Origin of the sequence: Halobacillus karajensis (assembly GCF_900108515.1) — a bacterium.
In the GTDB taxonomy this organism is placed as follows: domain Bacteria; phylum Bacillota; class Bacilli; order Bacillales; family Halobacillaceae; genus Halobacillus; species Halobacillus karajensis.
Genome location: NZ_FNWW01000004.1, coordinates 159,824 through 185,964, shown reverse-complemented (window position 1 = coordinate 185,964; position 26,141 = coordinate 159,824). Strand labels below are relative to the sequence as shown.

Here is a 26,141-nt window from a genome sequence, read left to right as displayed (position 1 = left end):
TTAATTCAACATATTCTGCAAGGATAATATAGGAGGCAATGGATTATGATTATGAAACATGTTTTTAAAAAAGGGGCTTCTGATCGGACGTTACTACTTCTTCATGGTACAGGGGGCACAGAACAAGATTTGTTACCTCTAGCTAAAATGATCGATCCTGAAGCTTCTGTACTTTCTGTAAGAGGAAATGTATCAGAAAATGGGATGCCGCGCTTTTTTAAACGATTAAGGGAAGGAGTTTTCGATGAAGAGGACCTCATAGCGAGGACGAAGGAACTGGATACTTTTTTAAACGAAGCAAGTTCTGAATATGGTTTTGACCGGAATAAAGTCGTTGCTGTAGGGTATTCTAATGGCGCAAATATTGCTGGAAGTCTGTTGTTCCATTTTAACAATAGCTTGGAAGGAGCATTGTTATTTCATCCGATGGTTCCACGCCGGGGGATTGATATACCTCAGCAATCTGGACTTCCTGTATTCATCGGGGCAGGTGAAAATGATCCGATTTGCCCGGCTCATGAAACCGAAGAGTTGAAGGAATTACTTTCAAATGCTGGAGCAGATGTGACTGTCCATTGGGAACGTATGGGGCATCAGTTAACTGAGACCGAAGTGAATACAGCGGCGAGATGGTATAAATCTCAATTTTAACTCTCCCGGAATATTGTGTCCTATAGCCGTTCGTTGTATGATAGGAGCACGCAGAAAACAAGGAGGCATAATATGATTCACAAAGATTGGGAGAATCATGATACAATTAAACAAATTGAGTGTATTCATAATGACGCAAAGAAATTCGTAGTGAATCATGTACTTACCCCAGGTAAAGTATATGATGTAAAAAATGAAAGTGAAGAGTTTTATTTTGTCATTGATAACTCAGGTCGTATGGGTGGATTTTATAAAGAATATTTCAAAGAAGTGTAACTCAAAAAAGGTCAGGGATTCCCTGGCTTTTTATTTTGTAGTTTTTTATGGGATAAATGTTCTATAATGCCAGACCGTGCGAGGTGTGTTTTCCTTCGTGTTTACTTGAGATGTGCGGTGGGGTAAGGAATGAATAAATAATTAGTTAAAGAAAGGAACGAATGTCATGATTCTTGATAATGTTCGAATTTTCCAACCTTACCAACCATATCAAACCTTTCAAAAAGACCAGACATACGCAGTAAAAATAAACGGATATAAAATCGAAGCCATCTATAATTCTCCTTATGAGGGAGATGGAGAAGTCATAGATGGCATGGGGAGGGTCTTATCTCCAGGCTTCATAGACAGTCATATGCATTTGCTCCGCTATGGTTTACTAAAAAAAGAATTGGATTTGACTGAGGTTACAAGTTGGAAAGAAATGAAAGCTTTAGTCAAAAGTCATTATGATGAACTCCAACAATATCACTGGGTGTTTGGAAAAGGATTCAATGATAGTAAATTTGAGGATATTGATTGTCTTTTAACAGCCCAAAATTTAAACGAAATACAAGTGAATGCCTTTATGTATTTCATGCACCAGGATGGTCATGAATGCGTCATAAGTGAGCGGGCGATGGAACTGTTAAAAAAAGAAGAAGACTTCAAAAAAGAGCCGGAAGAATTTAAGGAAAAAGATGAATATGGAAATTGGAATGGACGATTCAAAGATACGGCCGTTCACTATATTAAGCACCATTTTTGGGGGAGGTCTTCTGAAGATGCTAAAGAAGCCTTGAAGAAAGCTTTACCAAAGATGAGCGAACATGGAATTACTTCTGTTCATACAGATGATATTAATTTCATCGGCTGTTATGATAGTTTGTGGCAGGCCTATACTCAATTAGAAGATGAAGAGGATTTACCGATCGACGTTCAGCTTCATCATTATATATTCAACATCAATGATATGAAGAGCTATTGTCAAGAAAGTGAACGGCGCACCGGTGAAGGGACCTCAAGGGTCAAAGTGGGGGCATTTAAAATCTTTTTATATGGAACCCAACGTCTTTATACAGCAGCGATGCGCAACCCTTATCCGGCTGATCCCGAAAAAGATGGATATTTGATCTATACGCAGGAACAACTGGAGGATATGGTTGCATATGCCAGTAAGAATGATATGCAGGTCGCCATGCATGCGATTGGTGACAGAGCAGTGGAACAAGCAATAACGGCCCTTGAAAAATCAAGGGAGGATACAAAACGACTGCGACATCGAATTATCCACGCCCAAACCCTTGCCCCTGACTTAATTGATCGATTAAGAAGAATAAAACCATATATTGAAACACAGCCATCTTTTCTTTTGGATGAATGGAGCAAAAAGGAGGATTGGACCCCTAAAAGTCTTCTCCCTTTTTGCGATGCTTATAAGAGCCTCTTGCATGAACAGATTCCATTAACTTTAAGTTCGGATCTTCCGATTGGATCTCTAAACCCTTTTACATCGATCTTTTCAGCTGTTCATCGTACAGATCTTGATGGAAACCCTGAGGGTGGGTGGATGCCTCAGGAAAAAATAAGTGTCAAAGATGCTTTTATCGGATTTACTAAAACCCCAGCGGAACTTGAATATAGAGAGGAAGAAAAGGGTAAAATAGAACCTGGTTATCAAGCGGATTTTGTCATTCTTGATAGACACCCGGAAGAGATTGATCTAAGAGAGTTAAATCAAGTAAAAGTTCTCGAGACTTGGCATCGAGGAAAGTGTGTATATAGAAGGTGATTGATTTCACAACTTTCCTTGTCAACAATCGCTTCATCAGCCATAATGGTAGTAAGCGATGGAAAGGGGAGGATGGGTAGCAATGGACAAATTATTCTTAGTACGTCACAGTGAAACAGAAGGCCAGCACGAAGATTCCCCGTTAACAAAACTAGGGGTACGGCAGGCGCAAATGCTTGCTACATTTATTGAGAATTACGGTTATGGTATTGATCGGATACTATCAAGTCCGTACCTCCGTGCTGTTGAAACCATTAAGCCTTTTGCCCGAAAAAATAATGTGACGATTGAGGTTGACGAACGCTTAGAAGAGCGTGTACTCAGTAAAGAACCTTTAGATGATTGGGAAGAAGTTCTTCATGATACATTTGTAGACCTTGATTTGAAACTAACGGGTGGAGAATCTTCCTCTGAAGCAAAAAAACGCGTCCTTTCCCTTATCGAAGAGCTTGAAAACGAGGTTAGTGGTAACGTCCTGCTCGTTACTCATGGAAACTTATTAGCATTATTGTTGCAGAAATATAATCGAGAAATAGGGTTTTATGAATGGAAGCGGCTGTCCCGGCCAGATGTATTCCTTGTTCAAAAACAAGGTGGAGAATATACAGTTGAACGTATATGGGAAGAGTGAACGACGACACCCTCTTTCCATTTCTTTTTATAGAAGCAGCGAAAATGGTCGAATGATTATAGGAATTGCGATTTTTCATTAAAATCGTTATAGTATAATGTGGTGTTTATCTTAGCCATTTAGGGTGAATATTAATAATAAGCACACGATATTCTAGTAGAAGGAGGAGAAATCGAATGGCATTTGTTATTACATCCCCTTGTAAAGATGAAAAAGCTGGAGAGTGCGTGGATGTGTGCCCGGTTGACTGTATTGAAGAAGGGAAAGATATGTTCTATATCGATCCTGCGATTTGCATAGATTGTGGTGCGTGTGAAGCCGTTTGCCCAGTTGAAGCAATTTATATTGAAGATGAGGTACCAGAAGAAGAAACTCCATACATCGAACTTAACCGTAAGTTCTTTGAAGAACAGTAACTTAACATAGCAACGACCGTCTCTTTTTTATAGAGGCGGTCTTTTTATAAGCAGGTATAATTACCTATAGTCTTTTGATTACAACAAAAAAACTCTTTACTTTCTCCATTCTGGGCACGACTATGATAGTTAGATGGATTACGGGTGAAAAGAAATAGGTAGAGTGGAAGTGTTGCGAGAAAGGCTGAGAAACTTAGCCAACGTTCAAACGGAAACCAGGAACCATAAAAGGTAGAGTGAGAAGTGGTGAAAACTTAACAACTGAAACAAAAGCAATAGGTATGCATGTGAACCTATCTATGTACAAGGTCGGAGTTGTGTTGTTATCTTTCTTGAAAAATGACCATATAGATGAATGGCACATTCTGTGTGTTATGCAGTTACTCAACCTTCGATATTCACGTGAACAAAGTGATGGTAAGACTTATGCATCAAAAAAGTCATAAATAAAAATGACCGCGGAAATGCGGTCATTTTTATGGTAAAACCTTAAATTTTTCGTGATCATTCATGCTCTTATTATTTGTAATATCAAGAGCATTAACTTTACTGTATGGAGTAGGGCCCTCCTGAATTTTTTTAATAAACTGTTTGACCTGTTCGTGTTTCCCTTCTACTTCGATTAGAACTGTGCCGTCCGGCTGGTTCTTAACCCAGCCAGCTACACCAATCTCCTCAGCGATTTGCTTGGTAGCTGCCCGGAAACCAACGCCTTGAACACGTCCATGAACAGTAATTTGATTATTTTCCACGCTAACACCTCCTCATCCATCCACATGTTTCCCCACACAAAGACTACAGCAAACATGTGAAAGGAGAAATCATATATGAAAAAAATTGAAATTACAACGATTCCAGGGTTTCTCTTCGGTCAATACGAAAGTACCGATGGTCATACAGGGTGTACCGTTATCATTCATAAGGATGGTGTAAAAGCTGGAGTGGATGTGCGAGGCGGAGCACCTGGAACGAGAGAAACCGATGTGATGACTTCAGAGAATTATGTACAAAAGATTCACGGAATTTTTTTATCGGGAGGCAGTGCCTTTGGTCTCGATGTTGGTTCAGGGGTCATGAAACTATTAGAAGAAGAAAAGATTGGATTTGATGTCGGCATGACCCAAATTCCTATTGTCCCCGGAGCCATTTTATTTGATTTACACCATGAACATCACCAAATACGACCAGATGCTACAATGGGCTATAAGGCTGCAAAAAATGCCCTTCGTTGCTCTTTATTAAAGCAGGGGAATTACGGTGCAGGGGCAGGAGCATCCGTAGGAAAAGCTTTAGGTGCTGAATATAGTATGAAAGGCGGGATAGGCTATCATGCCTTTCAAGTAGGATCTGTCCAAGTAGGAGCGATCGTAGCTGTTAATTGTTTTGGGGATATTATCGATCCTCAACGTGGTCATATTATTGCCGGGCTTCAGGAACAAGGCCGCTTTTTAAATAGTGAAACGTTGCTTATGAAAGAAATAATGCGTAAACAAACCAATCGCTTTGCAGGTAATACAACGATTGGTGCCGTCATTACCAATGCGGATGTTAGTAAACCACAAGCCAATAAACTTGCAAGTATATCCCATAATGGTCTGGCACGTACAATCCGTCCCTCCCACACATTTGTAGACGGAGATACCATGTTCTTTATGAGTACAGGAGAGGTTCCGTGTGATTTAAATAGTCTTAGTGTAATGGCTGTAAAAGCGGTAGAGCAAGCTATTCTGAATGCCGTCTTCCATGCAGAGTCCACATCGACTTTGATAGCAGCAAAAGATTTGATGCAGTGAGAGGAGAACGAAAATGAAAGTTTTTGTTTATGGATCGCTGTGCAAATATCAGGAAAATCACCATTTCTTACAAAAATCCGTTTGTTTATCAGAACAAGCTTATGTAAAAGGAAGTTTGTATACAAGTTCACTTATTATCCTTTCTTAGTTAAAGATGAGCAGTACTTCACGGGGAATTGTATGCGTTTCCTTCCTCTTTACTAAAGGAAATAGATCACTTGGGAGACTATTCTGAAATGTTGAGGAACCTTTATTTACTCGTGAACAAGGGGAGGTTTGGACATCGAAAGACTTAGGCTTTCATATATAATTGGACTCATGAAGTAAATGGAGAATGACTCCTGAATCATTTTGGAAAGTACACCGCTTCCTTCAGCAAAATACATTTATGTAGACAACATTAAAAAAGGGCGTTAATTAGTGAATGATGACTCTGGTTTGCTAAAAATAGGGGAAGGTAATGGAATTTTACGCAGACAAAAGATACTTAACTATCAAACTTACAATGGATCTCGTTCTCAGAGTTTTTTGTTCTTGAGTAAATAAATCTCTTCAGAGTAGAATGATAGGAGATATTGTACTTTTCCGGAAGGAGACAAGTGATGAGCTATTTGACAGACGTAAGAATGAACAAAATACAACATTTGTACGTTTTTTTAAGTGAATATAATTTTACAACTCAGCAAGAGAAACTATTGGACCTCTATGAAAAAATGCTAAATAAAGAAATGATTATAGGCTTTGCGGGACACTTTTCAGCCGGTAAATCTACATTAATTAACCAATTACTAGAAAATAACTTACTTCCCTCAAGTCCAATTCCAACAAGTGCTAATATTGTCCGCTTGAGTAGCGGAGATGCCCAAACCATTGTTTATTTTCAAGATGGTTCGGCCGTTCGTTATGATACAGATGTGGATCTCGAAACCATTAAAGCCCTATGTAAAAATGGAGATACTATTACAGGTTTAAATATTACGAAGCCGGGAGGGGCCTTACCCTCACGAGTTTCAGTTGTAGATACACCAGGTGTAGATTCAACCAATGATGCGGATCGTCTCATCACGGAATCTTCCCTTCATTTAATGGATTATATGTATTACGTTATGGATTATAATCACGTTCAATCTGAAGTCAATTTAATGTTCCTATTGGAAATGCAAAGAAGAGAGACTCCTTTCTCTATCGTGATCAATCAAGTAGATAAGCATGTGGAAAGAGAACTTACGTTTGAAGAGTATGAAAATAGTGTAAAAGACGCGTTTGGGCGATGGGGCATAGAACCTGAAAATATCTATTTCACCTCAATGAGGGATTTTTCACTGCCTTTTAACAGTTTTGAAGATTTAAGAGAAGATTTTCATGCTCTATCTGACAAAATGGAAGATATTTTAGCAAATCGGAACAGTAAGGAAACAGAGGGAATAGCGGAAGAAGCTGTAAGGGAGTATTCTAATACTCTGGAACAAGAAATGGAAGAATTGCGAGATAGGAAGGACCATTTAGAGGAAATGATTGAACAAAGTCATTTAGACTCGGATTGGTTAGAAAATCAGAAGAGACTTATAGGCGAAGCCACAAACGCTTTTCGTCAGAAAATTCGTTCATTCATACCCAATGCTTATTTGATGCCAAGTTCTTTGCGTGAATATGCAGAATCTTATTTAAAATCTTTGCAGCCGAATTTTAAAGTCGGCATTTTATTCACCCAAAAGAAAACGGAAGAAGAGCGGAGAAGGAGAGAAGATACCTTTTATCAAAAAGTTTGTGAGTCAATTGAACAGAACTTGTATTGGCCGCTGCGTGAGCGGATGTTGACTTTAAGTGAACATTATACGATTACAGATCAAGGTTTGTTGGATTATATCCAAAATCATCCCTTTATTTATCCCAAGGAAAAGTTATCCGCACTCGTTGAACAAGGGGCATCGGTGACAGGCCCTTATGTTCTTCGATATACCGATGAAGTGGCCAAAGATATTCAAAAAGAGGTCCGTTCCTTTGTCCAGAAATGGGAACAGCTTTTCATTGAAGCGTTAGATCAAAAGCAAATGGAATGGAAGAAGACGCATAAAGAGGTTTTTGAAGCGGCCGAAGAAAAGCAAATGATCGATGAAAGAATGACGGAATTAACCGAGCATATTAACAAATTCCGTATCCGTATGGAAGAAAATATGGACAAGGGCCATTCAAAAGAAGATGCTAGAGTCATTACAGAGGCTTTAAAGTGGCGACGAGAATCGATCACTGATAAAGACCCTGATGATTTTATTCAACAAGATATACCTGACGATAAAAACGAGGAACATATAAAAGAGACACACATGCCTAAGGGATCTTCTATTGAAGAAGCTTTGCAAAGGGCAGATAGGACACTTAAAACCATCTCCCATGTGGACGGTACACAAAGGTTATATAAGCAGCTGAAAAACAAACAAAACCGTTTGGAAAACCGACATTATACGATAGCCTTATTCGGTGCTTTCAGTGCGGGGAAGTCGAGTTTTGCCAATGCTTTGCTCGGTGATTTAGTTCTGCCGGTCTCTCCTAATCCGACGACCGCTACTATCAACAAGATTTCGCCTTCGAATGAGCAAAAACCGAATCGTTCGATTGATGCTTATGTGAAGAAGGAAATAGAAATGCTGGAAGATTTGGCGCCTGTTTTGGAGTCTATTTCTATTCACGAACAATCGTTAGCAGATGTTTATCACAAAACGAAACACTTGAAAGAAGAGGATTGGCAGAAACTTGATCAAAAGCAACATTCATTTTTAAGAGCATTTATAGAGGGGTATGAGGAGATGGCCTCATCACTTGGCAGTAGGATTGATGTTCCATGGGAAGAGTTTTCATCGTATGTTTCCACAGAGAAAAAATCCTGTTTCATTGAATCCATGGAATTATTTTATGATTGTCCGTGGACTCAAGCAGGTATTACTCTTGTCGATACCCCCGGTGCGGATTCAGTGAATGCCAGACATACGAATGTCAGTTTTGAATATATCAAGGATTCTGATGCTGTGTTGTTTGTCACCTATTATAATCATCCTTTTTCTCATGCAGATCAGACCTTTCTGACCCAACTTGGTCGAGTCAAGGACAGCTTTGCACTTGATAAAATGTTTTTCCTTATCAATGCCGCTGATCTAGCTGATTCCCAGGGAGAGTTAAAACAGGTGGAGACTTATGTAAAAAGGCAATTAAATGATTTCCAAATCCGACATCCTAAACTGTATTCCGTCTCCAGTTTAAAGGCACTCGAAGAAAAGCACACAGGGAAAGATCTTCAATCAGGTATCCAATCCTTCGAGCGTAGTTTCCAATCTTTTCTAAATGAAGAATTAGCTCAAATGATGGTAGAAGCCATTGATGAAGATATTCGCAGCATACGCCAAGTATTAGAGAACTTCATTGAGACGAGCCGAATGGATGAAGATGAACGTCAACTAGAAAAAGCAAAAGTAGAGGGAGATCAGGAGCGGTTGTCCCTGGCTTTGCAGAATAATTTTGCCCAGGGAACAGAGGATGCGATTAAAATTAAAGCAGAAAAACAGATCCATTACGTTCACGAACGTATTATGCTGAACTTCAATGATCTGTTCAAGCGGCATTTTAATCCAGCCAGTATTCAAAACACTGCTGATGTAAAAGAGGCGTTGAAAAAGGCCCAGGAGCAGCTTCTTGAGGAAATGAGTTTTGAAATGCTTCAAGAGACCAAAGCTGTTTGTGTCAGGATGGAACGCTTCATTGAAAATTTAGAGAAACAGACGAAAGAACGTATAGAAAGTGAAATTCAACTGATTCGCCATTCTCTGCAATTATCCCATATGGATGAAAAGGATTTTCCATTGCCACCATTGAATGGAAAAGTAGACATAGAGGAAAAGCAAAAAAGTCAGCTGATCAAGCTTTTTAGGAATCCAAAAGCGTTTTTTGAAAGAAATGAAAAAGAAGAAATGAAGGATACTATGTCCGAAATTATCTCACCTGTGTTGAAAGATCAATTAAACTCTTTAACGAACGTTGTCATCGAGCACTATACAAGGTTATGGCATCAAAGATATAAGGAATGTAAGGATATATGGGCAGAAGACCTACATGATCAATTTGCTCAATTGCAGGCACACCTTGATCGCCCAATCCATACAAAAGAACTTGAAGATACAATTTCTCGTCTTCCTTCGTTCTAAAATAAAATAAAGGTCATAAGATAAGCTATCAGAAGTCCCCTCCGTCTAAGGACTACTTCCTCCTCCTTAGACAAGGGGATTTGTTTTATGATTAAATACATGGAAAATGTAAATATGGTATATCAGATTATTCGTCCACATAGGTATAGACAAAGAGGAGGATGTCCATATGTATATCCAACATGGCCCGTACAGACAAACCTACGCGTCGGAAACTGCTCAGGCTCATTTTTTAAGCAGTCCTCTGGCCCCTGACTTAAAAGGAGTCGTTCAATTTTATCAAATGCCTTATGGGGTCGAGGTCTTTGTCCAGGTAGAAGGTTTGCCGGCTTTTCGAAAAGGGAAGAACGGTAAACAAATTGGTCCTCACGGTTTTCATATTCATGAAAAAGGTGTCTGCGAGATTGGTGATGGAAAAGACCCATTTTCTTCAGCTGGCGAGCATTGGAACCCAGATCACCAACCGCATGGCAATCATGCCGGGGATTTCCCTGTGCTATTTTCGAATCAAGGAAGAGCTAGGATGATCTTTTTTACCGATCGCTTTAATGTCCGTGATATTATTGGTAAATCTGTCATTATTCATGAAGGCCCCGATGATTATCAATCCCAGCCAAGTGGAGATGCGGGGAAACGGCTTGCCTGTGCGGTTATTGAAAGATCATGAAATAATGGAATAAATCGCCTGCCAATCGCATATACTATTCATGTAAAGCAAAAACCCGCTCTGCTTGACTTCACCGGTGAGTCATAGTATAGTGTTTAACAAGATATAAAATTTACCAATATTCTGAAGTTCTTACTTCCAATCACCTATTATAAAGAGTGATCAATCATTATTGGTACTTTTTATAATATGTGATTTTTTCTTTATTGCAAAACGCATATTAATTTTTGAAACATTGGAGGATCCATCCCTATGAAAACAGGTACAGTGAAGTGGTTTAACGCGGAAAAAGGTTTTGGTTTTATTGAGGTTGAAGGCGAAGATGATGTATTTGTACATTTCAGCGCCATCAATGAAGAAGGCTTCAAATCTCTAGAAGAAGGTCAGGCCGTAGAGTTTGAAGTGACTGAAGGAAATCGCGGACCACAAGCTGCAAACGTCACGAAACTATAATAAAAAATAGAAAGAGACTGGCTTTAGAAGGTCAGTCTCTTTTATATCATGACAGTCTAAAGGAGGCACACCGATGGCTTTCGGAAAAAAGAATCAGGCTGAAATCAAAGAAGAAGATACAAAGATCTGGGTTTGTCAGTCTGAAGACTGCAACTGCTGGATGAGAGATAACTTTAGAACTAATGATGAGAAGAAGTGTCCAATGTGCGGAAGTGATATGGAAGAAGAAAACAAAGTTCTTCAAGTTGTAGAGAACAACAGTTTATATTATAAATCTGACTCATAATATTCAAAGCGGTTGCTTCTAAGCAATCGCTTTTTTCTGTTTACAAATAAAAAGAATGCAGATGAATGAACTCTTTATTGGAACGGACGACTATCATACAAAGCTTAAGAATGATATAATTTTTATGTTATAGAAACGAGATACTGGAGGATTACCATATGTTAACAGTAAACAATGTCAGTCTTCGATTCGGCGACCAGAAGTTGTTTGAAGATGTCAATATAAAATTCACACCTGGGAATTGTTATGGATTGATCGGAGCGAACGGAGCAGGAAAATCCACCTTTTTAAAAATCTTAAGCGGTGAGATCGAAGCTCAAACAGGAGATGTAAGTCTTAAAAACGATCAAAGATTAGCAGTCTTGAAACAGAACCACTTCGAGTATGATGAGTATAAAGTTCTCGAAACGGTAATCATGGGTCATACCCGTCTTTATGAAGTAATGAAGGAAAAAGACGCCATCTATATGAAGGGGGATTTCTCTGAAGAGGACGGCATGCGAGCAGCTGAACTAGAAGGGGAGTTCGCTGAAATGAATGGGTGGGAAGCAGATTCAGATGCCGCCCGCCTTCTTAAAGGTCTGGGAATCGGGGAAGAGCTTCACGACAAAGAAATGAGTGAGCTTCAAGGTTCTGAAAAAGTAAAAGTGCTACTTGCTCAAGCGTTATTCGGTAACCCGGATGTTCTTCTGCTAGACGAGCCGACCAACCACCTGGATATCAAAGCCATTCAATGGTTGGAAGACTTTTTGATTGATTTTGAGAATACGGTCATCGTTGTTTCCCACGATCGTCACTTTTTGAACAATGTTTGTACGCACATCGCCGACCTTGATTTTGGAAAAATACAGGTTTATGTAGGAAACTACGATTTCTGGTATGAATCCAGTCAATTGGCGATGAAGATGGCTGAAGAACAGAATAAGAAAAAAGAAGAAAAGATTAAAGATTTGAAAGAATTTATAGCCCGTTTTAGTGCAAACGCATCAAAGTCTAAACAGGCAACATCCAGGAAGAAGCTTCTTGAAAAGATTACATTGGACGATATTCAGCCGTCTTCACGTAAATATCCGTATATCGCATTCAAAGCTGACCGTGAAATCGGAAATGATTTACTCACTGTTGAAAACCTCTCCAAGACAGTAGATGGAGTTAAAGTTTTGGATAACGTCAGTTTTACATTAAATAAAGATGATAAAGTGGCCCTTGTAGGGGCGAATGAAGTCGCTAAAACGACACTTTTCCAAATTCTTATGGGAGAAATCGAACCGGATGAAGGAACATACAAATGGGGTGTGACGACATCTCAAAGTTACTTTCCTAAGGATAACTCTGAATTCTTTGAAGGTTCTAATCTAAGCCTTGTTGAATGGCTTCGCCAATATTCACCAGAAGATGAAACAGAGACATTCCTTCGTAGCTTCCTTGGACGTATGTTGTTTTCAGGAGAAGAAGCTTTAAAGAAGGCGAATGTACTTTCAGGTGGAGAAAAAGTTCGCTGTATGTTATCCAAGATGATGCTTTCAGGTGCGAACGTTCTGCTACTTGATGAACCGACCAACCACCTTGACCTAGAATCCATTACATCTTTGAACAAAGGGTTAATCAACTTCAAGGGCTCTGTTATTTTCGCTTCTCATGACCATGAATTTATCCAAACGATCGCCAATAGGATTATTGAGATTACACCAAACGGCGGTATAGTGGATAAAGAGATGACGTACGATGAGTATTTGAATGATCCTGAGGTTCAGAAAAAATTAGCTTCAAAATAACAATGAGTAAGACGTCGTTTCTATTTAATAGAAACGACGTTTTTTTCGATAAAACACTTGATCTTTCTACTAAGTTGGGTAAAAATATAAATAAAAAGACAAAAGTTTACATTGGGGAAAGCTGTCGAATGATAAGAGCCTGAAGGTATTTTTGACTAAAAAAGGGTGAATCTACCCTTTTTGTAATGGCTGTGAAATGTTCATGTTATGTTTGCAACTAAACTGTTGCTTGTTTGTTCTTAATTTTACAGGATATTCTGGTAATCTTGTAATTGTGTTAATGATCACGCTTGGTGATCGACCAATCAAGAGGAGGCAGAATTCCATGAAAAAAACCGTAATTTCTGTTGCAGCAACTGTAGCTTTAACTGGGGCATTTGCCACAACTGTCAGTGCACATGAAACGGAATATAAAATTAATAAGGGAGATACCCTTTGGGGAATTTCTCAAAAATATGACGTCAGTGTAAATGACTTGAAGACAATGAATAATTTAAACTCAAATCTGATCTATCCTAATCAAACTTTGAAAGTAGCAAATGGATCAAAATCTAGCACACCTTCATCTTCATCTAATACGTCTTCAAATACATCCACTTATACAGTGAAGTCCGGAGACACGTTGTACGCCATTTCGCAAAAATTCAATATCTCAGTTGACCAGTTGATGGCGTGGAACAACCTGACTTCTACCCTCATTCATCCTGGTGAACAATTCAAAGTAGATGGACAAGCTGCACCTGCGACAACAGCACCTAGCTCTAACTCCAGCAGTAATACATCATCAGCAACACAGACGAGTACATCTAAAGATACAGGAAACGACGTAATCAAAGAAATCACGGCTGAAGCGACAGCCTATACTGCTTATTGCTCCGGTTGCAGTGGTGTAACTTCAACAGGAATCGATCTACGTGCAAATCCTGATCAAAAAGTAATTGCCGTTGACCCTAATGTTATTCCACTTGGTTCGAAAGTTTATGTGGAAGGATACGGCACAGCTATTGCTGGAGATACTGGTGGATCTATTAGTGGAAACCGTATTGATGTCTTTATGCCATCTCAGGAAGAGGCCCTTAGTTTTGGAAGAAAATCAGTGAAAGTTCAAGTACTCGCAAATTAACGAAATCATATAGATGTGTAACCAACTCCTTTCTAGGAATTAGAAAGGAGTTTTTTTGATGCAGTCCATTTACTTTGAAGACGGAGGACTTATTGATAGACTATAGATAATTCGTTTTTAGAAGGGAGAGAAAGTGATGCGAGCAATCGTACATGAAAATGAAAATGGACTGGATGGCTTAACGGTTAAAGATATGTCTGTTAAACAAGTTACAGGGAAAGAGGTGAGAATTCAAATACATACCGCGGGGATGAACCGAAGAGATTTAGCTGTAGTTACCAAACGTCATACAGCGGAAGACCCTCCACTCATACCGGGGTCTGATGCATCAGGTATTGTTGAAGCGGTTGGAGAGCAGGTTACAAAGTTTCAGCCAGGAGATGAAGTAGTCGTGAATCCAGGTCTAGGTTGGCAAAGAAAGAGTGCTGCTCCACCTCAAGGTTTTGAAATTGTCGGCCTTCCTGATGATGGGACATTTGCAGAATATTATACCTGTACAGAAGATCACGTCGAACGAAAACCCGAGTATTTATCTTTTGAAGAAGCTGGCGTGCTCCCTTTAGCTGCTTTGACTGCGTATAGGGCTCTGTTTACTAGAGGAAATTTGAAAGCGGATCAAACTGTCATGTTACCAGGGATAGGCAGTGGAGTCCTTACTTTTTGTTTGAAATTTGCTAAAGCCATAGGGGCACGTGTCATCGTTACCTCACGATCTACGGAAAAACAAAAAGAAGCATTAAAGCTGGGAGCCGATGTAACATTATCTACAGAAGAGGATTGGAATAACAGTTTGTCATCTGAGAACGTGGATTTACTTATCGAGAGTATAGGGAATGCCACTTTTAATAAATCCCTTGATATTGTTCGTAAAGGAGGAACCATCGTTACATTTGGTTCAACTACTGAGGACGAAGTGAAGCTCAATATACGTCAGTTCTTTTATGGACAGTATAACCTACTCGGTTCCACGATGGGGAGTGCAGAAGAATTCAGAGAGATGCTTCACTTTGTAACGGAACATCACATAAGACCACAATTAGACAAGACATTCTCCATTGATGAATATTTACAGGCATTTGAATACATTAGGGACTCAAAAAACTTCGGAAAAATCGGTTTTAAGATTGTTTAATGTTTTCACTTAAAACTTAGTAGTAACTCCGAACATATAATAAAAAATATTCAAATAAATAACCGAACGAATGTGCGTATGAGTGGACAATTCATCCATCTTTTGTTGTAAAATGAAAGAAAGACCATTTTATGACAAGGGGTGGATGTTTTGTCTCATAAGAATAATCCGAAAAGATTTGCATTAAATATGAGTGCCGCACAATTCACCAAGTTTTACATTATGCATTTATTACAAATTCATCAACCGATGATCAGTGAACATTTTAAATCAGAATTTAAGAAGCTTACAAGGAATTGGGTCCCTGCGCCTTCCACATTGCTTGATACACTTCATGAGATGACAGAGCAGGGTTTATTATACCGAAAAGAGGATTACAAGTCACATGAGAAGAAAAGACAAAAAGTGTATTGGTATTACCTTACGGATGAAGGAAAAGAGGAGTTTGACGTATTAAAAAAACGGTATAAATTATTATTTGAAGAACAAATACACATCCTTCAACAAATAATGGATGATGTGTACCGATAAGAAAGCCAGGTGAGCAGTTTTGAAATTAAGTGTACTGGATCAAAGCCCCATCTCTGAAGGGTTAACAGCAAAAGATGCTTTACATCAGACCATTGATTTAGCTAGGCATACAGAGCAACTCGGATATCATAGGTTTTGGGTTGCTGAACATCATAATACAAATGGTTTGGCAAGCACCTCTCCGGAAGTTCTTATTTCGCAGATTGCCCAATCAACCCAAAAAATTCGCGTGGGTTCTGGAGGTGTGTTACTCCCTCAATACAGCCCGTATAAAGTTGCGGAAAACTTCCGAATGTTAGAGGCATTTTATCCTGGCCGCATTGATTTAGGTTTAGGAAGATCCCCAGGGGGAGGGCCGAAGACTAGGATGGCTTTAACAGATGGTATAGAAAAACCCCTTAGTTCTTTTTCAAGACAAGTGAAAGAACTAAGTCAATTTTTATATGGCGATTTTCCTAAGGGTGACCGATATTATGGTGTAAAGGCAACTCCAGAGACCGTTCATCAACCTGAGCTATGGGTTCTTGGATTATCCGAAAGAGGGGCCAAACATGCAGCTATAAACGGAACAGGTTTCACCTTTGGTCATTTTATTAATCCTGACCGTGGAGGCGCAAGTATATCTACTTATAAGCAACGCTTCAAAAGTTCCAAAGGTCTTCAAAAGCCACGAATCAATGTTTGTATCTTCGTTATTTGTGCTGAAACGGAAGAAAAGGCTGAAGAGTTAGCCCTAAGCCAGGACCTCTGGTTGTTACGTGTAGAAAAAGGACTGGATACGCGTGTTCCTTCAGTGGATAAAGCAAGAGCGTATCCATATACTGAAGATGAAATAAAAAAAATCAGCCGTAATCGAAGACGGTGTGTGATTGGAGATCCCCATCAAGTAAGGGAACAGTTGCTTGAATTATCAGAAATGTATAAGACAGAGGAATTTTTAATTATTACGAACATCTTTGATTTTGAAGAAAAGAAAAAGTCCTATGAAAGAATTGCTGATCTGTTTTAATAGATATCTGCCTATTTCTGTTATAAACTCCTCCTTTCACCCATACCGTTTATCCCTCTTTTTCATATATAGAAGTAAAGGGGGGAATTGGAATGAGTAAAGGATATGGTGGAGGCTTTGCGCTAATTGTTGTATTGTTTATTCTCCTAATTATTGTAGGAGCGTCTTGGTGGTATTAATCACTGCAAGCGTGGCATTTGCCACGCTTTTCCCATTACATATATTCAACGTTTTAAATTGCTTTAATGTAAGCTATAATAAGTACCATTACGGTCGAAAAAGGATGAATTAACATGAAAGATATCAACCATATACTTGGTACTGTCCAGAAGGCGACAGTAGAAAAGAAAATAACGAACGCCTTTATTTTGAAAGTCGGGGCAGACGAAATTGTATTACCTGAAGAAGAAGTAGGGAAAGAAGTTGAACAGAATGAAGAACTCCAGATTTTTATCTATGAAAATAAAAAAGGACAAGCTGTAGCAACTTTAGAGATCCCTGAAGTCACAAAAGAGACTTATGGCTGGTCGGAAGTGGTTGAGATTGTACCGAATATGGGGGTTTTCGTTGATATCGGGTTAAGTGATAAAGACATTCTTGTGTCAACTGATCACCTGCCACTCCTTAAGTCTGTTTGGCCTCAACAAGGGGATCATTTATTTGTAAGTCTGGAACTTGATAAGAAAGGCCGCCTCCTTGCCGAGCCTATTTCCGAACAGGAAGTAATCGATGATCTTGAAAAAGCTCCTAAATCTCTGATGAATAAGGAGCTTACTGCACGTGTATATAAAGCTACAAAGGCAGGAACAGCAGTTCTGACTGGTGAAGGCTTTAGAGGCTTCATACATCCTAGTGAGAGGAAGCATGAACCGAGACTAGGGGAGACAATCCAGGCAAGAGTCATTGACGTAAAGGAAGATGGCAGCATTAACCTTTCATTACGTCCCTTAAAGCAAGAAGGCATGAAAGAAGATGCTGAAATGATCTATGAATACTTACAAGATAACGATGGAGTCATGTTTTTACATGATAAAAGTGATCCAGAAGATATACGCAAGACATTCAAAATAAGTAAAGCTGCCTTTAAAAGAGCAATAGGACAACTTTTGAAGGAAAGAAAAATCATCCAAAAAGACGGGAAAACCATGATCAATCATAATCGTTCTTAAAACTTAGTAGCAACTCCGAATTGAAATAAAAAAAAACAAACACCTAAGCCAAACCAGACTGGGTGTTTGTTTTTTTACTTTAATCTTCATAAACAGCCCTATTCCCATTATTATAGATAACCCTCAGCTTAAATTCTTTATACGTATCATCAAGCCCAAACACATGGATAACATCGTCTATAACTTCTTCCTCCGTAGAATCTTGATCAAAACTAAGTTCCATAAAATGTGGAGTCAGTTGATTGAGTGCTTTTTCTCCCACGATCTTTTCTTGGTCAATTTCATGGATGGCAGCACTCGTTTGATCTTTTGAAGTATAATATTCCACCTCAAAAGAAAGTGAATCTACATAGTCGATTTCGAGATCAAATTCCTTGAAAGGAAGGGCCTTCCTCGAATGTTGCCATTTTTCATTAGGGACTTTATCTATATTGTCATGAGGCTTAGATGATTGTTCTGTAGATAATTGTTGTTGATCATAATCCAACGCTTGTTCATCAGGGGGGGGAGGCTTTACATCCTGACAAAATAACGAAAGTGAAGACTATGATAGTTATGTTTTTCTTCATTTCCTATCCCTCCATTCGTATCCTTTTAATAGGATGACCGAAATTAAACCAGTTCATAACTTTTAAAGACCAAATCATCTGATCCATCATGACTCATAGTGTTGAGTGGTGAGTTAGGTTCCTCTTCGTTTATATACCTTTTTCATTTGTGTCCCCTATAAAATTGATCATTCCTCTCATTGACAGACAATCAATAATTGGATAGACTCATTATTGATAATGAGAATCTTTATCAATTAATTGCGGAGGGACGGATGTGTAATGAAGTGGGGCCAATGGATTGCCTTATTATTAGTCGTATTATTAACTGCTGCTTGTGGTAGTGAAGAAGTAAAAGAACAAACAAGTTCAGAAGAGAATGGGCAGATAAGAACGATAGATGGCCCTAATGGCGAAGTTGAGATAGAGGGAGTCCCTAAGAGGGTTGTAGTCTTGGAATGGTCCTATGTAGAACATATACTTCCACTAGGAATTCAACCTGTTGGTGTCGCAGATAAAGAGGGGTATAATAAATGGGTGAATGCGGGAGAATCTCTTGCTGATGATGTAGTGGATGTGGGGACCCGTTCTGAACCTAATTTTGAAGCAATTTCACGTTTGAATCCTGATTTAATTATTGGGGCCGACTACCGCCATGAGGAATTTGAAGATCAATTAAAAGAGATTGCTCCTACAATTATGTTTGCTCCTTATTCTGAAGAAGGTGCAGCGATCAATATGAGCACATGAAAAATGAATTTAAAATCATGGCAGAGATATTTAAGAAAAAAGACAAAGCCTCTCAATTTATATCTACTTTGGAAGATAAAATGATGAAATTAGGTCAAGAAATCAACGAAAGCGAGGAAATCGAAGCTATAGTCACTCAGGCTTTCACTGCGCAAAATACACCAACAATGAGGTTGTTTACTGACAATTCACTTGTGGCAGGTGTACTGAACCAGATGGGTATTGAAAATGCAGTAAATAGTGAAAAACCAGAAGTTTATGGCTTTATATCTTCTGATGTTGAAGCTCTTCAAAACTATCAAGATGCTCATTTCTTTTATCTTGTCCAGGAAGATGACCCTATTTTTGACAACCTTGCAGATAATCCTGCTTGGACAAATCTGGATTTTGTTGAGAAAGAACGTACATATCAGCTCCCAGGTGATATGGGTACATTTGCAGGACCTCTTTCTGCAGAACGTTTGGCTGAGGAAATTGCAGCTAAACTGAACTAATTAATGATAGCTCTTGGCAATGGAAGGGGTTTATAAAGCACCAAACCTTGACAAAATCAATGAGAACGATTATCATTACCGTAGATAAAATATTTTGATAACGTAGGTGAGAGGTATGGAACAAACGAAAACAGATCTTGCGAAAATTATTCGTGAACGCCGATCCATTAAGAGTGGATACTTAGATAAAGAAGTACCAACTGAATTAATAAAGGAATTATTGGATGATGCAAGGTGGGCACCGACTCATGGTTTACGGGAGCCTTGGAGATTTATCTATATTCCAACTCACGAAAAAGATGAATTTGTAGAATCCCTTGTCCAAACCTTCCCGCGAGAGATGCAGGAAAATCGCCGAAATTATTTTAGTCAGCCGGCAGCATTTTTAATTGCAGTCATGGAGGAAGATCCGCGTCAAAAACAATGGGAAGAAAATTTTGGTGCTATCAGCAGCATGCTCCAAAACTTCCAATTACTTGCTTGGGAAAGGCAATTAGGAGTTTGCTGGAAAACGAACCCACAAATCCACGAGCCAAAGGTAAGGGAACTCCTTGATGTGAAACCAGGGGAGAAGATTGTAGGTTTTATCCACATGGGATTCTTTGATCAGCAACCGAAGCAAAAATCCAGAACACCAATTGAAAATAAATTAACCGTTTATAAAAACTAACAAAAAGCCCACCATTAATGGTGGGCTTTTTGTAGTGGTCCAGGGAATATTAGATGATAATTATACCTTATTAGGGGCTTGGTTTAGATTTTTAAGTGGAGCAAGATCCCTTATTCTTTTGTTTATCGTTGGGCTGGATTAACAAGTAATCATTGAGTATTCGTTTATTTCTGTCCGTATTTAACGTTAAACTTGATCTTATAACGAGAATGTGGGCCAAAAATTTAACTTTTTCCTTCCGTAGTTATCAAAATTATCATATGGAAATGGAAAGAAAATACGAATACGAATAAAAACACGAAGCCTAAGTAATAAAGCTCTAAGAAAGAAGGTGCCCGTTTACGGCACCCTTTCTTTAATCTTTATATTTGGAATCGTAAGCAATTAGAACGACTTTCAGTTGTTCCTCCAGCTCTTTCACCCGGTTCAACTGTTCTTTCGGTAATTTAGCATAATCGCAAGCCATCTCCAACTCCTCCTTTTGTATATTGTCCGCTAGTCGTTTATAGCTTATACAGTTATGATCGGATAAAAATAATATCATCTGGTATAAGCCTTTAGAATGGACGAATGAGAAAAGATTTCTTTATGATAGAAATAAACAACTACACCTAAAGGAGTCATATATGAATTTTATAGCCCTGGATTTTGAGACAGCTAATTCTTCAAGAGCTTCTGTATGTTCCATAGGCCTTATCGAATATAAAGAGGGTTCAGTAATTAGAGAATACTATAAGTTGATAAAGCCAAAGAACAATTATTTCGCACCTATGAACACTCGCGTTCATGGAATTACACAAGAGGATGTATCCGATGCTGAAGAATTCGATATACTCTGGAAGCGAGAGATAAAGCCTTTGTTAGAAGGCAGGTTAATTATCTCCCATAATGCTAAGTTTGATATGGGAGTATTACGGGCCGTTTTGGATCAATACCACCTTCCTTACCCCATGCTTGCTTACAACTGTACATTGAACATATCTAAAAAAACGTGGAGTTTACCTAAATACAATTTAAATGTTGTATCGGCCTACCTTGGTTTTACATTTCGTCATCACCAAGCCCTGGATGATGCAAGAGCAGCTGCTCATATATTCTTATGTGCAAAAGAAGAACTTGGGGCAGTAGACTCAAGAGATTTAGTCAATAAAACGGGGACTACAAATGGGGTCATGTATGAACATGGATATGAACCTGCTCGTTTGAATAATAAGAAACCTGTAAAGAAGGAAAAGTGCAGTGCTTATCCAGCTACAACAAACCACTTTGACCCAGCGCATCCATTTTACAAGGCTTCGATTGTGTTTACAGGAAAATTGAAAAGCTTGAAAAGGGAGGAGGCTATTCAGAAAGTAGTAGATCTTGGTGCTAAATTCCAGCCCTCCATTGAGTCAACAACAAATTTTATTATTGTTGGAGAAGAGAGCTTCAAAGAGTACATGAGGGGTAATAAAACAAGCAAGCTTGAACAAGTCGAAACATTCCTCAGTCAGGGATACCCGATCGAAATTATTCCAGAATCCGATTTTCTTCAATATTTCCCAAGCTCATCAATGAACTAATGATGAGCTTGGGTTCTCTTTTTGCATTAAATACCGGCGGTCTTTTATACGTAGAGGGTGGACGGATTTGGATGTAATGGACAATCCGCCAAGATTAATCCCTGCTCCATAAAAATAAGACTGCCAAACAATTTTAGTGCAATATTGATATTGGTTTGAATATCCTATAGGGGTCCGTATTTTATACATTGCCTTAGAGTGAACCGATTGTAGTTTTAAAGCGTATTCTCCAGCAGCTTTTCCTGCTTTTTTATCAAGAGGGGAAAGCACCTTAATTTTTGAGAACTTTTGGAAGTAATCTTCAAGACAATCCTGAATTACCCCGGCAGGAACGGAGTGAACGACTTTGTAATTGCTATTTACAATCCCTACATGGCCTATGTAACGTGATTCTTTTCGGCCGATAGGAGAAAACAACAAATCTCCTGGAAGTAGTGTTCTCATTGATTGAGGATATTTAGGGCTTTTTTCTTGATGCACTGGAGCAAACACCTTCTTAGCTTTAATAAAAAAAATCACCATAATGAATGAAATCAATAATAAATGTAATTTTTGCATATAAATCTTCCTTTATTTTCTTCTATGACGATCCTAGATCAATAAAAATTAAACACAACTATATGAAATGCCAAAAACACGGGGTTGGAACGTATGTTCGCATCCGTTAAGGAATGGAAAGCATAAGCGATTATGAACAAAGAAGATAACTTAAAATTCCATGTATTGTGGAGTAAGAAAATACGTAACATGGAAATTTAAGCTGAATTTGAATATCTTCGCAGGTGGAATGCATTGTAATTATGGCGTTGATAAATTAGTTTATCCTAAAGTCCAATAGATTCTTCATAAATCATCACAGCAAACTGAAACAAGATGTAAGAAGGAAGGGGGAGAAAATAAAAAAAGTTATGCTTATTTTATTTCACATCTTAGTTTACATAATATTTATTATACTGAGTCATTTCTGGGGATGAGTTTTCGTCTCAATAATAAAGTATACTTTAGATATTGAGACGAAATATAAAAATATAAATGTGCGAATAGATTTTGTTTTTTAATGTTAATGAATGAGCAAATTTTTATTCTGTTTAATCATTGTTACATTATAGATCCGCGAACATACTACGTTATGTTATTACTTTCTTAATTTACTGCGTAATCTCCTTTTACACTTTATACTTGCCGTTCCCGTGACCAATTTGAATTTAAGATAAATTCTACTTATACCCATAACTTCTATTCATAACTTCCCGTGCAAAGCTATAAAACATTTGCAAAAAATTACGAATTACCATTATTTTATTATTCGTATGGACCTACCTTTAGAAGTTATCCATTTTATCTGGTCAGTGTTTCTGAATGATCAAAAACAATTCGTTCACGTTAAACACTCTAAAATCTACTCTATCACCAGCAATATAAAAAGTTGAGATGGCTCTCCCCTTCTTTTAGTTGCTATTTCCACACTCCCTATATAGAATTTAAAGGAAAATCGTTTGTTTTGATTTGTTGATTGTTTTTATTTTTAGTCTCGGAGTTGCTACTAAGTTGTAAGTAAGAATGTCGAAGGGTAATGTGGTATTTATGAGGCTTAGAACGTGTGTTCCGATGGTTAGTGTATCATAATGTATTTTGAGTTACTACTAAGTCGCTTTAATACGCAAAGAAAAAGTCACAGAGCGATTACTCTGTGACTTTAAGCTTTGATTTTTTTGAAGTGGTAGCCGTTTGCTCTTCATAGACTTTTAGTGTTTGATAATAATACTCGAGAATTTGTTCGGATGGTTTTTGCCAACTGTACTTTTCAGCTTCTTCACGAGCATTTTCGCAAAGAGTTCGATATAAACCTTCATCTTCTAGTCTTTGAATAGCTTGGATCATACTCTCTGTATTTTCATTTTCAAATAATAAGCCTGTTTTGCCATCCTCCACTTGTTCCATCGTAGGTCCACTTTTTGCTGCGATTACAGGTAAACCGGATGCCATGGATTCCAAAATGACGAGGCCAAGCGTTTCGGTCACAGATGGAAAAATGAGGGCATCAGAAGAAGCAAACGCCTGGGCTAATTCTTCTCCGTGCAAAAGCCCTGTGAATATGGTATTTGTCCCTTTGAATGTCTCCTCCAACTCTTTTTTTACAGGTCCATCTCCGACAATAGCGAGGGAAAGATCATTCCGTCTTTCCAAAAGTGGTCTTATTTTATGGATCTCCTTCTCAGGAGCCAGCCTTCCTACAAAAATAAGCAGTTTGTTTGCTGTTTTACCACCTGTCAATCGCTTGCGCATGGCTTCATTTTTATGTTTTGGATGATAATGATCAACCGCTACTCCTCTGTCCCACACACTGACATTATGAAAGTTTTTTTCATCTAATTCCTTTTTAATCGCTTTGGACGTACACAAGTTCACATCTGCATAATTGTGTAACTTTCTGAAATACCACCAAACCAAAGGTTTAAAAGGGTATAAACTGTAATAATCCAGGTATTTTGGTACATGGGTGTGGTAAGAGGCAATTAAAGGATAATTCAGTTTATCTGCATAATATACACCTGAAACCCCGACGAGAGCTGGATTAACCACATGAACAAGGTCTGGGTTATGTTTCTGTAACAACTCTTTCACCCGCCGCTGAGGTAAACTGAATTCTCGATACCTGTAAAATGGCATTTTCGTGGTTTTAACCCCTTCGACGATCGCCCCTTCGTATTCCGTCACACCAAAATCTGGAGCAATGACTACGACCTCATGTTCTTGTTTGCGTAAATATTTGATAGATTCTTTTAATCGAGTTACAACTCCATCTGTTGATGGGAGGAATGTCTCTGTAATAATGGCGATTTTCAAAGCGGAAAACTCCTTACTTCCAAGTGATTGACGGCAATACGTTCTCCTGGATAATTCGATCTTTATGTTCTACTGCTGTACGGAGAATATCACGAATGACATCGTCTGTAAGCAAGTGAGGCTCCAATCCAAGATCACGAAGTTTTGTATTTACAGCGTTATAATAATGGTCTTCATTTTCAATTCTTGGGTTTTCGATTTGCCTCACTTGTGTATCAAGACCTTCTTCTTTAGCGATCTTTTGTACACGTTCAGCAAGCTCCTGTACAGAGAACCATTCCGTGAATTGGTTAAACACACGGAATTCACCTTTATCTGCAGGATTTTCAGCAGCAATTTCAACACATCTTACAGTGTCTTCAATATTCAAGAAAGCACGTGTTTGCCCACCAGAACCATAGACAGTTATATCATGTCCGATAGCCGCCTGATTAACGAAGCGATTCAATGCTGTTCCGAATACTCCATCGTAATCTACACGATTTACTAGTTTCGGATCAAGCTTGGTCTCCTCTGTATGAAGACCATAAACGATCCCCTGATTCAAATCGGTCGCGCGAATGCCCCATATCTTACATGCAAACATGATATTATGGCTGTCATGCACTTTGGAAAGATGATAGAAAGAGCCCGGCTGTTTCGGATATGGAAGTGTATCTTTACGCCCTTTATGCTCTATTTCAATATATCCTTCTTCAATATCGATATTTGGTGTGCCGTATTCGCCCATTGTACCCAATTTAATTAAATGACATTCAGGAGCGAATTCCTTGATGGCGTATAGGACATTCAAGTTCCCCATTACATTATTCGTTTGTGTATACACTGCATGCTCACGGTCAATCATTGAATAGGGGGCTGATCGTTGTTCAGCAAAGTGAACAAACGCATCTGGCTGTGTTTGACGGAAAACTTCACTTAAAAAATCGTAGTGATTCAAATCTCCAATGAAAGTTTTAATTTCCCTTCCTGAGACTTCCTTCCATTTTGTCACCCGTTCTTCTAATGACGCGATTGGTGTTACGGAATTTGAGCGAAGTTCCTGATCATACTTTCTGCGTACTAAGTTATCTACAATTGTTACATCATGGCCTTGTTTGGATAGGTATAATGCGGTTGGCCAACCGCAAAAACCGTCTCCCCCTGCTACAATAATTCTCATAATCTACCTCCTAGTTACATCACATACTCGTATCCTTAATGGAATGACTCTATGACAGTACCATAAGGTTTATAAAAGTTCTCAAGCTACTATCCTTGATGTCATTCTGTCAGGTCTCTACGATTTAGACTTTACCATTAATTTAATTTTGAAACAATTAATTCTTTATTAAACCGCTGGTTCTATGTATAGCACATGTAAATTTTTAAGGCCTGAAACCTATGTACCCCCA

Annotated in this window: 27 protein-coding genes; 22 read left to right on the top strand and 5 right to left on the bottom strand. The window is 38.6% G+C overall.

Annotated elements, in window-relative coordinates; translation table 11 throughout:
• The first annotated feature begins 51 nt into the window (after window positions 1-51).
• The 5 genes from BLW54_RS10080 to BLW54_RS10060 all read left to right on the top strand — a co-directional run bounded on the left by BLW54_RS10080 (window position 52) and on the right by BLW54_RS10060 (window position 3,745).
• A complete protein-coding gene (locus BLW54_RS10080) occupies window positions 52-651 on the top strand; it encodes an alpha/beta hydrolase (protein ID WP_035507478.1) in 600 nt (199 codons plus the stop codon).
• Window positions 652-723: 72 nt separating this feature from the next.
• Window positions 724-927 carry a DUF6501 family protein gene (locus BLW54_RS10075; protein WP_035505023.1) on the top strand — a complete coding sequence of 68 codons (204 nt, stop codon included), beginning with the start codon at window positions 724-726 and terminating at the stop codon, window positions 925-927.
• Between the two features lie 166 nt (window positions 928-1,093).
• Window positions 1,094-2,698, top strand: a complete 1,605-nt coding sequence (locus BLW54_RS10070) for an amidohydrolase (protein WP_074734379.1) — start codon at window positions 1,094-1,096, stop codon at window positions 2,696-2,698.
• Between the two features lie 82 nt (window positions 2,699-2,780).
• Complete coding sequence (locus tag BLW54_RS10065; protein WP_035505031.1) at window positions 2,781-3,329, top strand: histidine phosphatase family protein; 549 nt, start codon at window positions 2,781-2,783, stop codon at window positions 3,327-3,329.
• Window positions 3,330-3,505: 176 nt separating this feature from the next.
• Window positions 3,506-3,745 (top strand): ferredoxin family protein, encoded by a 240-nt coding sequence (locus BLW54_RS10060; RefSeq protein WP_035505032.1) that lies wholly within the window; start codon window positions 3,506-3,508, stop codon window positions 3,743-3,745.
• A 476-nt stretch (window positions 3,746-4,221) separates the two neighbouring features.
• Here BLW54_RS10060 and BLW54_RS10055 read toward each other — a convergent pair whose 3' ends face one another.
• Window positions 4,222-4,497: an acylphosphatase gene (locus BLW54_RS10055; protein ID WP_035505034.1), complete on the bottom strand. Its 276-nt coding sequence runs from the start codon at window positions 4,495-4,497 to the stop codon at window positions 4,222-4,224.
• 75 nt (window positions 4,498-4,572) lie between these two features.
• Here BLW54_RS10055 and BLW54_RS10050 point away from each other — a divergent pair, with 75 nt between their 5' ends.
• The 13 genes from BLW54_RS10050 (at window position 4,573) to BLW54_RS09995 (ending at window position 17,876) form a co-directional block, all read left to right on the top strand.
• A complete protein-coding gene (locus BLW54_RS10050; protein WP_035505036.1) occupies window positions 4,573-5,538 on the top strand; it encodes a P1 family peptidase in 966 nt (321 codons plus the stop codon).
• 13 nt (window positions 5,539-5,551) lie between these two features.
• Entirely contained in the window at window positions 5,552-5,686 is a 135-nt protein-coding gene (locus BLW54_RS21300; RefSeq protein WP_139254154.1) for a gamma-glutamylcyclotransferase, read from the top strand.
• 454 nt (window positions 5,687-6,140) lie between these two features.
• Complete coding sequence (locus tag BLW54_RS10045) at window positions 6,141-9,731, top strand: dynamin family protein (protein ID WP_074734377.1); 3,591 nt, start codon at window positions 6,141-6,143, stop codon at window positions 9,729-9,731.
• 169 nt (window positions 9,732-9,900) lie between these two features.
• A complete protein-coding gene (locus BLW54_RS10040; protein ID WP_035505039.1) occupies window positions 9,901-10,398 on the top strand; it encodes a superoxide dismutase family protein in 498 nt (165 codons plus the stop codon).
• Window positions 10,399-10,650: 252 nt separating this feature from the next.
• The gene (locus BLW54_RS10035; protein WP_027954344.1) at window positions 10,651-10,851 is read left to right on the top strand and encodes a cold-shock protein; all 201 of its coding nucleotides are present in this window, start codon (window positions 10,651-10,653) and stop codon (window positions 10,849-10,851) included.
• A gap of 73 nt (window positions 10,852-10,924) precedes the next feature.
• Window positions 10,925-11,137 (top strand): cold-shock protein, encoded by a 213-nt coding sequence (locus BLW54_RS10030; RefSeq protein WP_035505041.1) that lies wholly within the window; start codon window positions 10,925-10,927, stop codon window positions 11,135-11,137.
• 158 nt (window positions 11,138-11,295) lie between these two features.
• Window positions 11,296-12,912: an ABC-F family ATP-binding cassette domain-containing protein gene (locus tag BLW54_RS10025; RefSeq protein ID WP_035505045.1), complete on the top strand. Its 1,617-nt coding sequence runs from the start codon at window positions 11,296-11,298 to the stop codon at window positions 12,910-12,912.
• 325 nt (window positions 12,913-13,237) lie between these two features.
• The gene (locus BLW54_RS10020) at window positions 13,238-14,035 is read left to right on the top strand and encodes a LysM peptidoglycan-binding and 3D domain-containing protein (RefSeq protein WP_035505046.1); all 798 of its coding nucleotides are present in this window, start codon (window positions 13,238-13,240) and stop codon (window positions 14,033-14,035) included.
• Window positions 14,036-14,171: 136 nt separating this feature from the next.
• Window positions 14,172-15,167, top strand: a complete 996-nt coding sequence (locus tag BLW54_RS10015; protein WP_035505048.1) for a zinc-binding dehydrogenase — start codon at window positions 14,172-14,174, stop codon at window positions 15,165-15,167.
• Window positions 15,168-15,317: 150 nt separating this feature from the next.
• Complete coding sequence (locus tag BLW54_RS10010) at window positions 15,318-15,698, top strand: helix-turn-helix transcriptional regulator (protein ID WP_035505053.1); 381 nt, start codon at window positions 15,318-15,320, stop codon at window positions 15,696-15,698.
• Window positions 15,699-15,717: 19 nt separating this feature from the next.
• The gene (locus BLW54_RS10005; protein ID WP_035505055.1) at window positions 15,718-16,707 is read left to right on the top strand and encodes an LLM class flavin-dependent oxidoreductase; all 990 of its coding nucleotides are present in this window, start codon (window positions 15,718-15,720) and stop codon (window positions 16,705-16,707) included.
• Between the two features lie 92 nt (window positions 16,708-16,799).
• A complete protein-coding gene (locus BLW54_RS10000) occupies window positions 16,800-16,886 on the top strand; it encodes a YjcZ family sporulation protein (protein ID WP_008640034.1) in 87 nt (28 codons plus the stop codon).
• Between the two features lie 114 nt (window positions 16,887-17,000).
• Window positions 17,001-17,876 (top strand): CvfB family protein, encoded by an 876-nt coding sequence (locus tag BLW54_RS09995; protein WP_035505058.1) that lies wholly within the window; start codon window positions 17,001-17,003, stop codon window positions 17,874-17,876.
• A 79-nt stretch (window positions 17,877-17,955) separates the two neighbouring features.
• Here the strand turns inward: BLW54_RS09995 and BLW54_RS09990 are convergent, their stop codons facing one another.
• Window positions 17,956-18,363 (bottom strand): YusW family protein, encoded by a 408-nt coding sequence (locus BLW54_RS09990; RefSeq protein ID WP_074734375.1) that lies wholly within the window; start codon window positions 18,361-18,363, stop codon window positions 17,956-17,958.
• A 343-nt stretch (window positions 18,364-18,706) separates the two neighbouring features.
• Here BLW54_RS09990 and BLW54_RS21185 point away from each other — a divergent pair, with 343 nt between their 5' ends.
• The 4 genes from BLW54_RS21185 to BLW54_RS09975 all read left to right on the top strand — a co-directional run bounded on the left by BLW54_RS21185 (window position 18,707) and on the right by BLW54_RS09975 (window position 21,900).
• Window positions 18,707-19,174: an ABC transporter substrate-binding protein gene (locus BLW54_RS21185; protein ID WP_279626548.1), complete on the top strand. Its 468-nt coding sequence runs from the start codon at window positions 18,707-18,709 to the stop codon at window positions 19,172-19,174.
• A complete protein-coding gene (locus BLW54_RS21180) occupies window positions 19,171-19,668 on the top strand; it encodes an ABC transporter substrate-binding protein (protein WP_279626547.1) in 498 nt (165 codons plus the stop codon). Before BLW54_RS21185 ends, BLW54_RS21180 begins: the two co-directional genes overlap by 4 nt.
• Before the next feature lie 115 nt (window positions 19,669-19,783).
• Window positions 19,784-20,338: a nitroreductase family protein gene (locus BLW54_RS09980; RefSeq protein ID WP_035505064.1), complete on the top strand. Its 555-nt coding sequence runs from the start codon at window positions 19,784-19,786 to the stop codon at window positions 20,336-20,338.
• A 626-nt stretch (window positions 20,339-20,964) separates the two neighbouring features.
• Window positions 20,965-21,900 (top strand): exonuclease domain-containing protein, encoded by a 936-nt coding sequence (locus BLW54_RS09975; RefSeq protein ID WP_071414079.1) that lies wholly within the window; start codon window positions 20,965-20,967, stop codon window positions 21,898-21,900.
• On the opposite strand, the gene BLW54_RS09970 is transcribed toward BLW54_RS09975, so the two are convergent.
• The 3 genes from BLW54_RS09970 to BLW54_RS09960 all read right to left on the bottom strand — a co-directional run bounded on the left by BLW54_RS09970 (window position 21,889) and on the right by BLW54_RS09960 (window position 25,909).
• A complete protein-coding gene (locus BLW54_RS09970; RefSeq protein ID WP_035505071.1) occupies window positions 21,889-22,458 on the bottom strand; it encodes a C40 family peptidase in 570 nt (189 codons plus the stop codon). The genes BLW54_RS09975 and BLW54_RS09970 overlap by 12 nt on opposite strands.
• Before the next feature lie 1,125 nt (window positions 22,459-23,583).
• Window positions 23,584-24,747 carry a glycosyltransferase family 4 protein gene (locus tag BLW54_RS09965; protein ID WP_074734373.1) on the bottom strand — a complete coding sequence of 388 codons (1,164 nt, stop codon included), beginning with the start codon at window positions 24,745-24,747 and terminating at the stop codon, window positions 23,584-23,586.
• A 13-nt stretch (window positions 24,748-24,760) separates the two neighbouring features.
• Window positions 24,761-25,909 (bottom strand): NAD-dependent epimerase/dehydratase family protein, encoded by a 1,149-nt coding sequence (locus BLW54_RS09960; protein WP_074734370.1) that lies wholly within the window; start codon window positions 25,907-25,909, stop codon window positions 24,761-24,763.
• Between the last annotated feature and the right edge of the window lie 232 nt (window positions 25,910-26,141).